Source organism: Roseiflexus sp., assembly GCF_057785375.1.
The window spans coordinates 37,593-51,746 of the sequence record NZ_JBYNRX010000110.1; the positions used below are offsets into that span (position 1 = coordinate 37,593).

Annotated in this window: 15 protein-coding genes and 1 pseudogene; 9 read left to right on the forward strand and 7 right to left on the reverse strand. The window is 61.2% G+C overall.

Translation table 11 applies throughout. The features are described from left to right. The first annotated feature begins 86 nt into the window (after positions 1–86). The 4 genes from minC to AC3EA7_RS22000 all read left to right on the forward strand — a co-directional run bounded on the left by minC (position 87) and on the right by AC3EA7_RS22000 (position 3,440). Complete coding sequence (minC, locus tag AC3EA7_RS21985) at positions 87–764, forward strand: septum site-determining protein MinC (RefSeq protein ID WP_488616221.1); 678 nt, start codon at positions 87–89, stop codon at positions 762–764. Between the two features lie 40 nt (positions 765–804). After that, positions 805–1,617 (forward strand): septum site-determining protein MinD, encoded by an 813-nt coding sequence (minD, locus tag AC3EA7_RS21990; RefSeq protein WP_488616222.1) that lies wholly within the window; start codon positions 805–807, stop codon positions 1,615–1,617. Between the two features lie 68 nt (positions 1,618–1,685). Beyond that, positions 1,686–1,949, forward strand: a complete 264-nt coding sequence (minE, locus tag AC3EA7_RS21995; protein WP_488616223.1) for a cell division topological specificity factor MinE — start codon at positions 1,686–1,688, stop codon at positions 1,947–1,949. 342 nt (positions 1,950–2,291) lie between these two features. Next, positions 2,292–3,440: an AI-2E family transporter gene (locus AC3EA7_RS22000; RefSeq protein WP_488616224.1), complete on the forward strand. Its 1,149-nt coding sequence runs from the start codon at positions 2,292–2,294 to the stop codon at positions 3,438–3,440. A gap of 58 nt (positions 3,441–3,498) precedes the next feature. On the opposite strand, the gene AC3EA7_RS22005 is transcribed toward AC3EA7_RS22000, so the two are convergent. Continuing rightward, complete coding sequence (locus AC3EA7_RS22005) at positions 3,499–4,278, reverse strand: enoyl-ACP reductase FabI (RefSeq protein ID WP_488616225.1); 780 nt, start codon at positions 4,276–4,278, stop codon at positions 3,499–3,501. A 76-nt stretch (positions 4,279–4,354) separates the two neighbouring features. On the opposite strand from AC3EA7_RS22005, the gene AC3EA7_RS22010 reads away from it, so the two are divergent. Then, on the forward strand, positions 4,355–5,428 hold the full coding sequence (locus AC3EA7_RS22010; RefSeq protein ID WP_488616226.1) for an alpha/beta hydrolase family protein: 1,074 nt from the start codon (positions 4,355–4,357) through the stop codon (positions 5,426–5,428). A gap of 5 nt (positions 5,429–5,433) precedes the next feature. Here the strand turns inward: AC3EA7_RS22010 and AC3EA7_RS22015 are convergent, their stop codons facing one another. After that, positions 5,434–6,045: a ClpP family protease gene (locus tag AC3EA7_RS22015; protein ID WP_488616227.1), complete on the reverse strand. Its 612-nt coding sequence runs from the start codon at positions 6,043–6,045 to the stop codon at positions 5,434–5,436. A 400-nt stretch (positions 6,046–6,445) separates the two neighbouring features. Between AC3EA7_RS22015 and AC3EA7_RS22020 the strand changes: the two genes are divergently transcribed. Next, complete coding sequence (locus AC3EA7_RS22020; RefSeq protein ID WP_488616228.1) at positions 6,446–6,733, forward strand: hypothetical protein; 288 nt, start codon at positions 6,446–6,448, stop codon at positions 6,731–6,733. A gap of 58 nt (positions 6,734–6,791) precedes the next feature. Here AC3EA7_RS22020 and AC3EA7_RS22025 read toward each other — a convergent pair whose 3' ends face one another. The 3 genes from AC3EA7_RS22025 to AC3EA7_RS22035 form a co-directional block, all read right to left on the reverse strand. Continuing rightward, complete coding sequence (locus AC3EA7_RS22025) at positions 6,792–7,790, reverse strand: AAA family ATPase (RefSeq protein WP_488616229.1); 999 nt, start codon at positions 7,788–7,790, stop codon at positions 6,792–6,794. Between the two features lie 107 nt (positions 7,791–7,897). Next, positions 7,898–8,878, reverse strand: a complete 981-nt coding sequence (locus AC3EA7_RS22030) for a deoxyhypusine synthase family protein (protein ID WP_488616230.1) — start codon at positions 8,876–8,878, stop codon at positions 7,898–7,900. Positions 8,879–9,160: 282 nt separating this feature from the next. Further along, on the reverse strand, positions 9,161–10,957 hold the full coding sequence (locus AC3EA7_RS22035) for an ABC transporter ATP-binding protein (RefSeq protein ID WP_488616231.1): 1,797 nt from the start codon (positions 10,955–10,957) through the stop codon (positions 9,161–9,163). A gap of 150 nt (positions 10,958–11,107) precedes the next feature. Here AC3EA7_RS22035 and AC3EA7_RS22040 point away from each other — a divergent pair, with 150 nt between their 5' ends. Both AC3EA7_RS22040 and AC3EA7_RS22045 read left to right on the forward strand, forming a co-directional pair. After that, on the forward strand, positions 11,108–11,803 hold the full coding sequence (locus AC3EA7_RS22040) for a haloacid dehalogenase (RefSeq protein WP_488616232.1): 696 nt from the start codon (positions 11,108–11,110) through the stop codon (positions 11,801–11,803). A 38-nt stretch (positions 11,804–11,841) separates the two neighbouring features. After that, entirely contained in the window at positions 11,842–12,507 is a 666-nt protein-coding gene (locus AC3EA7_RS22045) for an adenylate kinase (RefSeq protein WP_488616233.1), read from the forward strand. 335 nt (positions 12,508–12,842) lie between these two features. Here the strand turns inward: AC3EA7_RS22045 and AC3EA7_RS22050 are convergent, their stop codons facing one another. Together AC3EA7_RS22050 and AC3EA7_RS22055 are read right to left on the reverse strand one after the other, a co-directional pair. Then, positions 12,843–13,040, reverse strand: coding sequence for a hypothetical protein (locus AC3EA7_RS22050; RefSeq protein WP_488616235.1), 198 nt, complete (start codon positions 13,038–13,040; stop codon positions 12,843–12,845). After that, positions 12,986–13,249 carry a hypothetical protein gene (locus AC3EA7_RS22055; protein WP_488616234.1) on the reverse strand — a complete coding sequence of 88 codons (264 nt, stop codon included), beginning with the start codon at positions 13,247–13,249 and terminating at the stop codon, positions 12,986–12,988. Before AC3EA7_RS22055 ends, AC3EA7_RS22050 begins: the two co-directional genes overlap by 55 nt. An 80-nt stretch (positions 13,250–13,329) precedes the next feature. Between AC3EA7_RS22055 and AC3EA7_RS22060 the strand changes: the two are divergent. Then, positions 13,330–14,058, forward strand: a pseudogene (locus AC3EA7_RS22060) (Uma2 family endonuclease); the annotation flags it as partial. Positions 14,059–14,154 lie beyond the last annotated feature (96 nt).

Consider the following 14,154-nt stretch of genomic DNA (forward strand, 5'->3'; position numbering starts at 1 on the left):
AAAAACGCTTGACAGTAATGGTATGATAGTGGAAAATAGACTGCAACATCTGTTTCGGGGCGCCTCTTTTTGCGTTTGTGCTGCGCATGACAATGCTGGTTGCGATCAAGGGCGGAAAAGATGGTCTCCGGTTGCATCTCAACGAGGCAGCCGGATGGCCTGATGTGCTGGGAGCATTGCGCAATCAGCTCGACCAGGGGGCGCACTTCTTCAATGGCGCCCGGGTCATCATTGATATTGGCAACCGGTCGCTCACAGAAGAACAGCTTGCGGAATTGATGATGCTGATGCGTGAGCATCATCTTGAGGCGTTGGCGCTGGCGTCAACCTCGCGCGAAAGCCGATCGGCAGCGCGTGCTGCCGGTGTGGTTGCGCGTCCGGTCACGCGAAGCGTCACTGCTCCCGAATCGCCCGACGGCGCGCTGTTTGTCTGGCGCACGGTGCGATCCGGGCAGATCGTTCGCCACCACGGGCATATAACCGTTGTTGGCGATGTGAATGCTGGCGCAGAGGTCGTGGCTGGCGGCAGCGTCGTGGTGTGGGGGCGGTTGCGTGGAACGGTGCATGCCGGCGCCCTTGGCGATCGCACCGTGATCATCTGTGCCATTGAGTTGCGTCCGATGCAGTTGCGGATTGCCGATCTGATCGCGCGAGCGCCCGATGGTGGCGCAGCAGGGCATCCGGAAGTGGCATACGTCGATGGCGATCAGATCGCTGTGGAATCATGGGAACGATACCGAAGGTCGAATCGCAGCGACCTGTGATACAGCGGGTCGGGTGATTCTTCCTTCAGGGAGAGAACACATGTCGCGGGTCATTACGATTACTTCCGGCAAAGGCGGCGTCGGGAAGACGACGTCGACCGCTAACCTGGGCACTGCGCTGGCACTACAGGGGCTGAAAGTGGCGGTGGTCGACGCCGACATTGGCCTGCGCAACCTGGACGTCGTTCTGGGTCTGGAGAATCGGATCGTCTATGACCTGGTCGATGTGGTCGAGGGACGCTGCCGTCTGCGCCAGGCGTTGATCAAGGACAAGCATTTTCCCGATCTCTGTCTGCTTCCGGCGGCGCAAACGCGCGATAAGGACGCTGTGACGGCGGATGACATGATTGCGCTGACCAATCAGTTGCGCGCAGAATTCGACTATGTGTTGATCGACAGTCCAGCCGGGATTGAAGCCGGGTTCCGCAACGCCATCGCCGGCGCTGATGAAGTGCTGATCGTTACGACGCCGGAAGTCGCCGCTGTGCGTGATGCTGATCGGATCATTGGTCTGGTCGAAGCATTTGAAAAAGGGCATCCGCGCCTGATTATCAATCGCCTCAAACCGCGCATGGTGAGCCGCGGCGAGATGATGAGCATCGATGATGTCTTGCAAATCCTGGCGATCGACCTGATCGGCGTGGTGCCCGACGATGAACTGATCGTCACCAGCACCAATCGTGGTGAAGTCGCTGTGCTGGACCGCAACTCGCGCGCGGGGCGGGCGTTCGCCGAGATTGCCCGTCGGCTGGCAGGCGAGGATATACCAATCACCGTGTTTGATGATAGTTCGGGCCTCTTGAACCGAATTTTTGGCGCATTTGGCATTCGACCGAGGGGAAGTGAGCGATAGGTCCTGTGGTTCCCGAAGATGGAAGCGCTTCGGACCTGTTCGGCTATCAAGCGCAAACGAGGGATGCGATGAGTTTTCTGGATGCATTGTTTGGCAAGCGTGAGCGTAGCTCCGATGTTGCGCGTGAGCGTCTGTTGACGGTACTGGTCCATGATCGGGTTAAGTTGACGCCTGATATGATGGAGCAGCTGAAGGCCGATCTTTCGGCGGTCATTGCACGGTATGTGCCTTCGGTTGATGCTGGCGCGATTGAGGTGACGCTTCTGCGTGGCGAGGCGGTCGATCATCTCAAGGCGGATATTCCGTTGCGACGGACGCCGCAGAAGTTGTGAGGGGTGAGGGGTGAGGCGTTAGGTGTGAGGCGTGAGGCGTGAGGCGAACCCTCTCGCCCTTCCCCTTCAACGTACAACCTTCAGACCTTCGCACCCGCTGCCGTCTCTCTGTGCTGCTGTATTCCCACGTGCCACGTTCAACTTTCCCCTTCAACGTGCAACCTTCAGACCTTCGCACCTCCCGTTCAACATCCCCGCTTTCCAAACGTTCAACATTCGACGCGCAACGTTCAACACCTGCCCGCCTGGCGCGTTCGATCGTGTTTTACGTTCCATCACGGGCTTCCATGCGGTACAATAGGCGAGATGAGCATCTCCGCATTTTGACGTCCGGAGGTCTACATGAGCGCAGAAGCTCGCCCGATCCGCTTTTCGCCAACGGTCAAACTGATTACGATCGCGCTGATTGCAGCGTTCTTCTTCTGGTTAGTCCGCGGGTTGGGTAATGTGCTGATCCCGTTTGTGGGAGCGGCAATTACGGCGTACCTGTTCAATCCGCTCATTACCTGGCTGCACCGCCGCACACGCGTTGGCCGGGCAATCTGGATCGGTCTGCTGTATGTCGTGATCGGGGGCCTGGTCTATGGTCTCTGGCGGACGCTTGGACCGGCGATCGAACGCGAGTATGTCGGCTTGCAGGCGCAGATACCGCATGCGCTGAACCTGATCCAGCAGGAGTTGCTGCTGCGCGATCAAATCATTGTTGCGGGCATCAGCGTCGATTTCGCACCGATCAACGAGGCGCTGCGCGAAGCGCTCGCCGATTTCGGGCGACGCCTGCCGGAGCATGTGCCGCATCTGGTCGCTGTTGCCTTCGAGACGTTGCTGTTATTCGTCACCTATCTGATTGTCACGTTCTATCTGCTGCTGGAAGCGCCGCGGATTGTCGAGTGGATGTATAAGCTTGCGCCTGCACCCTACCGCGCCGAAATTCGCGCGCTCGGCGCTCAGATTGATCGCATCCTGGCAGGGTATGTGCGCGGAACGCTGATGCTCATTCCGATTATGGCGACGCTGACCACTATCGCATTGATGCTCCTGGGGGTGCGCTATGCGCTGGTGTTAGGGATAGTGACTGGCATTCTGGAAACGATTCCGCTCCTTGGTCCATGGTCGGCAGCCGGAATTGCGATCACCGTGGCGCTTTTTCAAGCGCCAGCGCCGTGGGGGTGGCCTGCGTGGCTGATCGCAGGTTCGATCGGGTTGACCTACTTTGTGCTCCGCATGTTCGAAGACAATTTCATCATTCCACATGTGGTCGGTCTTGCGGTTCACCTGCACCCCATGCTGGTCATCTTTGCCATTCTGGCAGGCGGCGCGCTTGGCGGACCGTTCGGGTTGTTCGTTTCGATCCCGGTTGCCGCGGTCGCGCGCCTGCTGCTGCGTTACCTGTACTATAAACTGATCGATACGCCCGATCTGCCGCTCGATCTTGCGCCTGTGCGTCATGGACAGGCGCCGGCGCCGTCGAGCGCGGTCCAGCACGACTAGGCGCCGGCGCCCATCGATCACGCGACTGTAACGCAGGTCGATCAAGCCGAGAAAGCGGTCACTCCGGCAAACTGATCGAAATGTTGCGGAATCCCGCATCCACATAGATGATTTCGCCGGTCACCGCCGATGACCAGTCGCTACACAGCCAGACGGCGGCATTCCCGACGTCTTCGATTGTGACATTGCGGCGCAGCGGTGCGACTTCGGCGAACTGTTTGTGCAGCGTGCGAAAGCCGGCGATGCCGCTGGCTGCCAGGGTTCGGATCGGACCGGCGCTGATCGCATTCACCCGAATGCCGCGCGGACCCAGGTCATTCGCCAGGTAGCGCACACTCGCCTCCAGCGCCGCCTTGGCGACCCCCATGACGTTGTAGTTTTGGGCAACCTGCTGCGATCCATGGTACGTGAGCGTGACAATCGATGCGCCAGGAGCGAGCAGGTGCTGCGCGGCTTTGACGACCGCCGTCAGTGAATAGGCGCTCACGTCGAGCGCCAGGCGAAACCCTTCGCGCGTGGTTTTCAGGTAGGGTCCGTTCAGTTCATCGCGGTTGGCGAACGCAATCGCGTGAATGATGATGTCGAGCGAGCCGTAGACATCGCGCACACGCGCCATCAGCGCGTCGATGTCCTCGTCGCGCTGCACATCGCACGGTTCGATCAGGCGCGCGCCGAGGCTCTCAGCGAGCGGACGCACCCGCCGTTCGAGCGCCTCGCCGACGTAGGTGAAGCCGAGATCGGCGCCCTGTGCGTGAAGCGCCTTCGCAATTCCCCAGGCAATCGAATGATCATTGGCGACGCCCATGACCAGACCTTTTTTGCCTTGTAGCAGGCTCATCATTTCCTCCTTGACAGTGCAGTAGCATTGTGCCGGGTATGATACTATGAAGTTTGAGTATGATCGAGGAGCATGTATGCCGCTCTTTCTTCGTGCGCTGCTGTTAGCGGCGATCGTGTATGAGTTCCTTTCCGATATGCGCGGGTGGCGTGGATTGAGCTGGGGGCATCCGGCGCTGCGCCCGTTGCTGGCAATTGCGGCGCTGGCGTTGCATCCGCGCAACGCTACGTGGCGGCAACGGGCGCCGGCGCTGGCGCTGGCGGCGCTCCCCGCGCTGGTGATTCAGGCAGCGGCAGCCGGTATGCGGCGGCGTGCGCTGGACGCACGCGCGACGCTCAAACCGGGGTTGTACGATGACTGCACGGTTGCGCGCATTGATATTCCAATGCCGGAAGCGTTCATGCCGGGGTTGTATGTCGTGCCGCGCAATGGCGCTCAGGCGGCGGTGGCGGTGTTGCATGGCTCGGGGTGCGACAAAACCTATTTCTCGTGGCGCCTGACCAATGCCTTGTTGCGACAAAAGATGGCTGTGCTGCTGGTCGATCTCGACGGCCACGGCGAGAACCCGCGGGTGCAACGCTATCCACAGATGCTCGAGTGTGCCACCGAGGCGGTACGCTGGTTGCGTGCCCGCCATGCGCGGGTTGGGATACTGGGCATCAGCCTGGGCGGATGCCTGGCAGCGCGTGCGGTAGCGGACGGTTTGGAGGTCGATGCGCTAGCGATTATGGAAGCCCCGCCAGTGTTGCGCTTCGATAACCATGACCGGTGGAACGAGGCGCGCACGCTTTTTCAGCCATACGTGATCGATCTCCTCCGCGAGGCGTCGATCATGCACCTGGGGAGCGCCGTCTATCGTCTGGTGCGCGCACAGCGCACGCCAAGCATTCGCGCAGCGATCAGCACCTGGGACCTGATCGCTGCATGTGATCTGTGTGGCAGCCTGTCGCGTATCGAGACGCCGCTGCTCCTGGTGTACGGCGAACGCGATGCGATCGTCAAGCGGGTGCAGGCGGAGGAGGTATGGCGTGCTGCGCCATCCGGCGCCACCATGCTGCTCGTGCCGGATGCGGGTCACCTGACGCTTATTTTGCATCCGGAAGCGCTCCGGCGCATGGCGGCGTGGATGGCGGGGCGTTTGAACGCCTGAATGCCCTATGCTGGCGTTGACGCCGGAAGTTTCTTCGATTCAAGGATGGCGTCGATAAAGCCGTATTCGCGCGCCTCTTGCGCAGTCATAAAGCGGTCGCGGCTGAAATCACGGGCGATTTCTTCGACTGTCCTTCCGGTATCTCTGGCAAGCAGGCTGTTGCCGAGTTCCTGAATGCGCAACAGTTCTTTGACGATACGCTCCATATCGGGCGCATACCCTTCGGCGCCGCCGCCGGCCGGATGGAAGTGGATTGTGGCGTTCGGGAGGGCGTAGCGTTTGCCGCGTGCGCCGCCGGCAAGCAGAATGGTGGCCATGCTGCCAGCGCGCCCAAGGCAGACGGTGCATACATCGGGCGAGATCAGTTTCATCGTATCATAAATGGCAAGCCCGTCGCGCACACTGCCGCCGGGACTGTTGATATAAAACCAGATGTCGCGGTCGGGATCGGTATGTTGCAGATATAACAGTTGCGCAACGATCAATGAAGCGACTTCGTCGTCGATAGGGGTGCCAAGCAGGATGATGCGTTCCTGCAGGAGGCGCGAGAAAAGATCCCATGAGCGTTCACCACGCGGGGTGCGCTCAACAATCGTTGGAACCGGTACGTATGGCACGGTTATCTCCCAGACAATGGTATTCGTTCTGAGTGAAGTATACCATGAAGCGGGGAGGAGAGCCGAGAACTGAGAACCGAGAACTGAGAACTGAGAACCGAGAACTGAGAACTGAGAACCGAGAACTGAGAACTGAGAACTGAGAACCGAGAACTGAGAACCGAGAACTGAGAACTGAGAACTGAGAACCGAGAACTGAGAACTGAGAACCGAGAACCGAGAACCAATCCTTGCTGGTCGCCCTGCTTAGCCAGAAACCAGGAACCAACCTGCAACGAACGTGTGGAACAACTCTGTGCCCTCTGTGTCTCTGTGGTTATTGCTCCAGACGCAGGGAAGGCGCAGACGTTCAGTTCACGAGAATGCCCGGTATGGCGTTCGGATGAAGAGGAGACGAACCATGACCGACGAAGAGCCACGACCCGCGTGTCGGGTTGGCGTAACGACGGACGATCTGGCGCGCGAGGCGGATCGTGCAGTGCTCTACGGCGCCATTCTGACGGCGCAACGACCGGGAGTGAAGATCAAGCCGCATCTGGCAGACGCTGTGAGCGCACTGCTGCCCGCAGTACGCGCGTATCTCAATGGCGAGGAGAACGATCTGTCGGCGTATGCACTGGAATATGCGCGTGCGTGCGGTGCAGAAGCATTTTTGCAGCCGAAACGTAAGCCTTCGACGTTGCTCTGATACGCCCGGCTACGCCCAACCCGGATGCTGGTCAATTGGTACAGCCGCCATTTCTGTGTTACGCCGACATAACCGATACCCCTTCGGCGCGGGCGCGGTCGCGCACTGCTTCGGCGACGGCGATCCAGCCTTCGACCGTCGTTGGGCGCGGGGCGCGGCTCTGCAAATAGCGCTGCACATCGGACCACGCCGTACCGCCGATGACGCCAGCATAGCGGGCGTAGAACCGTTGTTCCGCCTCGGCAGCGTCGCGTGGCGGCGTGGCATGCGCGGGCGCAGCGGCAGGTTCGGGCGCAGCGGGTGAGGTTGCTTCCGGCGTTTCCTCTGGTGCGGCTGCGCCGGCTGCTGTTTTACGCCGCGGCTTCGCATCACTTTCAGGCGTCTGTTCGGGGTAGAGCGCTGCCAGCACTGCTGGATAGCGTTTGCCCAATTTCAGATGCGCTGGACGAGGCGGCTTGATGATCGGCGTGACGAACCGCTCATCACCGTCGCGCTCGACAAGCAGAATAGCGTCCGCCTCATAGGCAATCTGATCGTCTGCCAGCACACGCAACCCTTCATCGTGCAGCCCGCCATCGTCGAGCGCGCGGTATTTACGCGCCAGATGCCCGATGATGATGACGTGGAACCCGGCATGCTTCAGCTCGGTCAGCCCGGTGTAAACCGCCTGCATGTTGCGATTGACCGAAGCGTGCTCATCATACGCGATCCCCGTCTTCCGATCGGTCTCGGCGCCGGCGCGCCGTTGCGCATAGGCGCGCATCGCCTGAAAGACTTTGGAGATCGAGTCGAGGATCACGGTATCGCCAGGTTTGCCCTGCGCGCGAATCTCCTCCATTGCAGCCGTGAGCGCACGCAGCGACAGCGATTGCAGTACCTGAATGCGCCGGTGAATACCGGGTTTGCCCGCAAGGTTTTGCGCCGCGCCTTCGGTGTCGAGCACCCATAACATTCCGGCGCGGCGAGCGGCGGCGGCAAGATGCGACTTGCCCGCTCCCGCCTGACCGGTCAGGATATACAGGCTGCCGGTATGCAACTCGTCGAGACGCTGAAACATGCCATTCCTCCTTGTTTGGAATCCGTGTGAGTAGTATAGCACAAGTGTTCTATTCTGTAAAGAGGAAGGCTTTACTCTTTCACCTGAAGGCAGGCTGCGGGACAGGTTCACCAGCCCAGCACCAGGGCGAATATCAGCGGCGCAACGATGGCGGCGTCCGACTCAATGACGAATTTCGGCGTCTCCACTGCGAGTTTACCCCAGGTGATCTTTTCGTTCGGCACCGCGCCTGAATACGATCCATAACTGGTCGTTGAGTCGCTGATCTGGCAGAAGTATCCCCAGACCGGCACATTCGTGCGGTGGAGGTCCTGGTGCAGCATCGGCACGACGCAGATCGGAAAATCGCCTGCAATCCCGCCGCCGATCTGGAAGAACCCGATCGAGTGATGGGCGGAAGTCCTGGTATACCAGTCCGCCAGGTCGATCATATATTCGATTCCGCTGCGCACCGTATGAACATTCGTAATCTCGCCGGCAATACAGTGCGCCGCATAGATATTGCCGGTCGTCGAGTCCTCCCATCCGGGAACATAGATCGGCAGATCGCGCTCCATTGCGGCATACATCCACGAGTCGCGCGGATCGATCTGGTAGTACTGTTCCAGCGCGCCTGAGCGCAGAATGCGATAGAGAAACTGATGCGGAAAGCAAGCCTCACCGGTTTGATCGGCGCGCATCCATTCTTCGATCAGCGCCTTCTCGAGCCGGCGGATGGCTTCCTCTTCTGGAATGCAGGTGTCGGTGACGCGATTCATGTGGCGTTCCAGCAGCGCCTGCTCCTGTGCGGGCGTAAGATCGCGGTAGTTCGGCAAACGCTCATAGAAATCGTGGGCGATCAGGTTGAAGATATCTTCTTCCAGATTGGCGCCGGTGCACGAAATCGCGTGCACTTTGTCCTGCTGGATCATCTTCGCCAGCGAAAGCCCGAGCTCTGCCGTGCTCATCGCGCCGGCAAGCGTGATCATCATCTTCCCGCCTTTATCGAGATGCGCACGGTACGCCTCTGCGGCATCGACGAGCGCTGCGGCATTGAAGTGGCGGAAATGATGCCGTACAAACTGGCTGACAGGTCCGCCGGTTTGCATGGTAACCTCCTTCTCTGTCCACAAAGGACACGAAATAGCACGAAGTTCAAAATATGTATCCACGAAGAACACGAACGTTGTCCCCTGGAACCTTGAGGTCAGGATCATGGATTCCGGGGTGGAGCGATTTCGCCAACGACGCTCCACCACAGTGCAGGATCGGCGGTAGAGACCTCACGGGTCGGGAGCGTTCTTCGACTGACCACGTCCAACATTCAACATTCAACGTTCAGCATGGAACGTTCAACCTTCAACCTTCCCACCTGCAACCTTCAACCCGAATCACCCCACCATCACCCCCTCGCGGAACTGCAGGGCGTAGAGGCGCGCATACAGCCCCTGGTTCGCCAGCAGTTCCTCGTGGGTTCCCTGTTCGACGATGCGCCCATGGTTGAGCACGATGATCCGGTGGGCAATCGACACGGTGCTGAGCCGGTGTGCGATAATGACCGATGTGCGCCCGCGCATCAGGCGCTCGAACGCTTCCTGCACCAGCGCCTCCGATTCGCTGTCGAGCGAACTGGTGGCTTCGTCGAGGAGCAGAATGCGCGGGTTCTTCAGCATCACGCGTGCAATCGCAATGCGCTGGCGTTGCCCGCCGCTCAGTTTGATGCCGCGCTCACCGACCAGCGTGTTGTAGCCGCGCGGCATTGTCATGATGAAGTCGTGCGCGTTGGCGGCTTTTGCTGCGGCAACGATCTCCTCGTCGCTGGCGTCCAGTTTTCCGTACACAATATTCTCACGGATCGTTCCGCCGAAAAGCATCGTTTCCTGCGGCACCAGACCGATCTGTTCCCGCAGGCTGCGCTGCGTGACGTTCCGCAGATCGTATCCGTCGATCAGAACGCGCCCGGCAGTCGGATCGTAGAAGCGCGGGATCAGGTTGAACAGCGTGCTCTTGCCGGCGCCGCTCGGTCCTACCAGCGCCACGATTTCGCCTGGCTGCACGGTCAATGCGATGTCATGCAGCACCCCCTGCCCGGTTTCGTACTCGAACGATACATTGTCGAATGTAATCTCGCCGCGCACCGGGGGCAGATCACGCGCATCCGGCGCATCGCCGATGGCCGGCTGCGTGTCGAGGATCTCGAATACGCGCCGCACAGCGCCAACCGCTTCGCGGAACTGGCCGTATAACCCGGAGAGTTGCGCCAGGCTGGCGCCGATGGTGATCGCATAGATCAGAAAACCGTTGATCGTCGCAAACGACATGCGCCCTGCCAGCACCTCGCTGCCGCTGAACCAGAGGATGGCCGCGATGCCGCTGAATCCGAGAAACGCCATCAGGCCGCCAAACCCGGATCGGAGCAGCGCCAGGCGCAACGCCGCCTTCAGGGTGCGCTGCATGGCGCGCTCGTACCGTTCGATCTCATACGACTCGCGGACAAAACTCTTGACTACCCGCACCCCCTGCAATCCCTCCTCGACCGCCACCGTTGCATCTGCCAGTTCGTCCTGAACGCGGGTGCTGAAACGCTGCAACCAGCGCCCAAAGATAGCGGCAACGGCAACAACGCTGATCGCCAGCGCCAGCACGAACCCCACCAGTCGCGGGTTGAGCAGGAACACAATGATGATCGCACCGATCAGTGCGACGATGCTCGACAGAAATTGGGTGACATTGTTCGTCAGAATAGCGCGCACCTGCGTCACATCGCTGGAGATGCGCGACACAAGTTCACCGACGCGTCGGTTGGCGAAGAAACTCAACGACAGTGTGTGCAAATGACGATACAACTGGACGCGCATATCGAGAACGATCCGCTCACCGACGATGTTGAGGATGTATCCCTGGAGGAATGTCAGAAATGCCTGGAGGAAGAAGAGCGCAATCAGCGCAAGCGTCAGATTCGTCAGCACCGTTTGATCGCCCTGCTGCAGCACCGCTTCCAGGAGTTGGACAATGACGAGCGGGAATCCGAGGTTGATGGCGCTTGCGCCTGCCAGCGCCAGCAGCGCGCCTGCCATGTGCCGCTGATACGGGTTCAGGTAGGTTAGCAAGCGGCGCCAGTCAACGGCGCGAACGGGAAGCGTTTCAGCAGCATTGAGCACATTATGCGAACGCCGATTGATCATCATACGTCAGATGCCTGTCTATGAGCGACTGCCGGGTAGAGGCTTCAGTATAGCACAGGCGTCGGGGAACGACTTTTGAGATTCGCTACGAGTTACTGCGCTGGCTATACTGTGGATATTTCCGGCAGCGAAAGAGAAGCCAGAAGGAACGCCATGAACTCGATAGATACGATTGTTGCCCATGCTATCGCGGAGATCGAGGCGTGTCATGCTGCGCGCGAGCGAGCATTGACCCTGGCGCGCGCGCTGACGCGCCAGTGCGCCAACACCATTCGTGCGGCGCATCGTCGTGAGTTTGCCGAGGCTGCCGTATTGTTGGCGGAAGCGGGCGCGTCAGCGCGCGCGTTGCGCGAGAGCCTTGCCGATCATCCCGATCTGTTGTACGCTGGCTACTCACAAGACGCGCTCAAGGAGTACGCCGAGGCTGCGCTGGTGTATGCGTTTCTCCACGGCGACCCGCCGCCGGATGCGGCGGCGCTGGGAGTTGATGCAGCGGCATATCTTAACGGACTGGCTGAGGCGGCGTCGGAATTGCGCCGCGCCATTCTCGACAGCCTGCGCACAGGCGCAACCGCCCGCAGCGCCGGACTGCTGGCAGTGATGGAAGATGTCTACAGTCTTCTGATGACGGTGGACTACCCCGAAGCCGTCACCGGCGGCCTGCGGCGCACGACCGACGCGCTGCGCGCCGTGCTCGAACGGACCCGCGGCGATGTCACTGCTGCGATCCGCCAGGATCAACTGATGATGTCGCTGGAAGCCTTCGAGCGTCGTCTTGATCGGCATACCACCGTCGATCCAGATTCGGTCAACGATGCACTCTCTCCAGGCTCATCCGGCGCGCTGTAAACGTTCTTTGGGAGCGAGGATTTAGGAGCGAGAAGCGCATGAATGCCGCGCTCAACATTGTCCTGCTGGGTCCGCCTGGCGCCGGCAAGAGTACCATTGCCGAAGAACTCGTCCATCAGTTGCCGCTGGTTCCGATCTCGACCGGAGCGCTGCTGCGCGCCGAGATCAAAGGCCGCACATCCATCGGACGTGAGGTGGCGCCGCTGCTCGAACGCGGCGACCTGGCGCCCGATGCGCTGATGGATCGGGTGCTGCGCGCCCGCCTGGAAACGCTCGATCCAGACCAGGGCATCCTGCTCGATGGTTACCCGCGCACCATGCGTCAGGCGCTGGGCCTTGCCGCGATGCTCGCCGACTGTGATCGCGTCCTGCACATGGTCATTGCCATCGATGTCGCCGATGATGAGGTGGTGCGCCGTCTGAGCGGACGGCGCATCTGCGAAGGGGCTGGCGAGCCGTTCCCGGTGCATATCGACGATCTGGCGAGCATCATGCGCTGTCGGGAGCGCGGCGGACGGCTGGTGCAGCGCGACGACGACCGTCCTGATGTGGTGCGACAGCGCCTGGCGGCGTACCACCAGCAGACTGCGCCGTTGATTGCCTACTATGACGATCAGGGGATTCTGCGTCGCATCGACGGCTCTGGCACGCCTGCCGAAGTTGCGCGTCGAACGCTGGCGGTGATCAGGGGTTGCGAGAACTGATACTAATGTGCGATCATTCGTACAATACTGCCGGGGCGCTGCGGGCTAAAGCCCTCGCTGAGGCAAGTGAAAGCCCCGCCGGGGCTGCTGATGCCAATGCGCAGTCATGCGTCCACAACCGCCAGCGCGCGTTGTGGATCAGTATGCCTTGCGAACCGGGCGCTCGAACATCTTGTCTGACTGACCGCAAGGTAGTATGAGAACAAAGAACCGGGGGGCAGGCGTCGGGCGCCGGGCGAGGAGAGACGTTCTACCAACTGATGCTTGCCGCAGCGCCGCGATCAGTGCCTCAAGGAAACCCCTGGCGCGCCGTTGCGTTGGGAGTTTGGGATGCTTCACCGCAGCGCCGCGATTAGTTGGTCCAGCTGTTTTTGCAACTGCGGATCGGTTGTTATGGCACGGGCGCGCTCGAAATCGGCGCGCGCTCCTTTCCGGTCGCCCTGCTGGTAGCGGACGAGACCCCGGTTGATATACGTGATTACATTTGGGTCCAGCGCCAGCGCCTTGTCGAAGTCGGCGATCGCTCCCGCCAGGTCGCCCCGATAATGGTGGGCGAAGCCCGGCGGATGCTGGCGCGCTCAGCAACCGCCGCATTGCTGCGGGTTGGACCCTCGCCAAGGAGTGCGCGCCTCCCTTCCCGGCACGCGCCAGCCTGGCGCAATTGCGCCGACGGGGCGACCGGACCGCCACGCCGGAAGAGGGGAGCGAGGTCGCCAGGGGGGGCGCGCACCGTTCGGCGCACGCGCGCGACGCCGCAGGGCGCCAATGGATGTGCTACAATACGAACGTCTGTTGCACGCTCTTCGTCAGGAGGTCAGACCGATGACCCGCACCACGCTCCATCCCCCGCCCGCGTCCGAGACGGCGCGCGCCGACGACCCGTTTCGCTACGGCTGGCGCTTCGTGCGGCGTCCCACGCCGGATGATCCCAACAATCTGGAACAGGTTCCGCTGACGCTGGAGGATGTGCTGCACCCGGAAGTGGGAGATTTCATCGTGCATAGCGACCGCCACGAGACCGACCGGATGTACCTGACTGCGGTGTTGCGCGCGCGGCTGGAGGGGTCCGGCGCGGCGATTGTGCTCAGCGACGTGCGCATCGCCTGGGACCTGCCCGACCTGCGGGCGCACGGACCGGACATGATGGTGATTCCGGGGATTGCGGAACGGCGGGACTGGAGCACGTTCGAGGTGGCGGTCGAGGGGGCACGTCCGGCGCTGATCATCGAGATCACGTCGCCAGAGACGCGTGAGAATGACCTGGAGCGCAAGGTGGAGCACTATGCGCGGGCGGGGGTGGGGCAGTACGTGATTGTGGACGATGTGAGGCGTGGGGGAGTGCGACGGGTGCGGCTGCTCGACTACCGGCTGGAGGGCGGGAGGTATCGGCTGCGTCCGCCGGACGGCGAAGGACGGGTGCATCTGGAGATTGCCGACGTGTGGCTGGGGGTCGAGGGGGACCACGTGGTGTGCTACGACGAGCGCGGGGAGGCGTTCGGCGACTATGCGACGGTGGGGCGGCAGCGGCTATGGTGGCGGCAGCGAAGGCGGCGGCGGTCGTGGCGGCTACGGTGGCGGTGAAGGCGGCGGCGGTGGTCGCGGCGGTTATGGCGGCGGCGGCGGTGGTCGCGGCGGCTACGGTGGCGG

Coding starts and splice junctions, on each gene's coding strand:
- AC3EA7_RS22035 (WP_488616231.1), bottom strand. CDS start 10,957: ATGATGATCAATCGGCGTTCGCATAATGTGCTCAATGCTGCTGAAACG.
- AC3EA7_RS22030 (WP_488616230.1), bottom strand. CDS start 8,878: ATGCAAACCGGCGGACCTGTCAGCCAGTTTGTACGGCATCATTTCCGC.
- AC3EA7_RS22045 (WP_488616233.1), top strand. CDS start 11,842: ATGAATGCCGCGCTCAACATTGTCCTGCTGGGTCCGCCTGGCGCCGGC.
- minC (WP_488616221.1), top strand. CDS start 87: ATGACAATGCTGGTTGCGATCAAGGGCGGAAAAGATGGTCTCCGGTTG.
- AC3EA7_RS22000 (WP_488616224.1), top strand. CDS start 2,292: ATGAGCGCAGAAGCTCGCCCGATCCGCTTTTCGCCAACGGTCAAACTG.
- minE (WP_488616223.1), top strand. CDS start 1,686: ATGAGTTTTCTGGATGCATTGTTTGGCAAGCGTGAGCGTAGCTCCGAT.
- AC3EA7_RS22025 (WP_488616229.1), bottom strand. CDS start 7,790: ATGTTTCAGCGTCTCGACGAGTTGCATACCGGCAGCCTGTATATCCTG.
- AC3EA7_RS22020 (WP_488616228.1), top strand. CDS start 6,446: ATGACCGACGAAGAGCCACGACCCGCGTGTCGGGTTGGCGTAACGACG.
- AC3EA7_RS22040 (WP_488616232.1), top strand. CDS start 11,108: ATGAACTCGATAGATACGATTGTTGCCCATGCTATCGCGGAGATCGAG.
- minD (WP_488616222.1), top strand. CDS start 805: ATGTCGCGGGTCATTACGATTACTTCCGGCAAAGGCGGCGTCGGGAAG.
- AC3EA7_RS22010 (WP_488616226.1), top strand. CDS start 4,355: ATGCCGCTCTTTCTTCGTGCGCTGCTGTTAGCGGCGATCGTGTATGAG.
- AC3EA7_RS22005 (WP_488616225.1), bottom strand. CDS start 4,278: ATGAGCCTGCTACAAGGCAAAAAAGGTCTGGTCATGGGCGTCGCCAAT.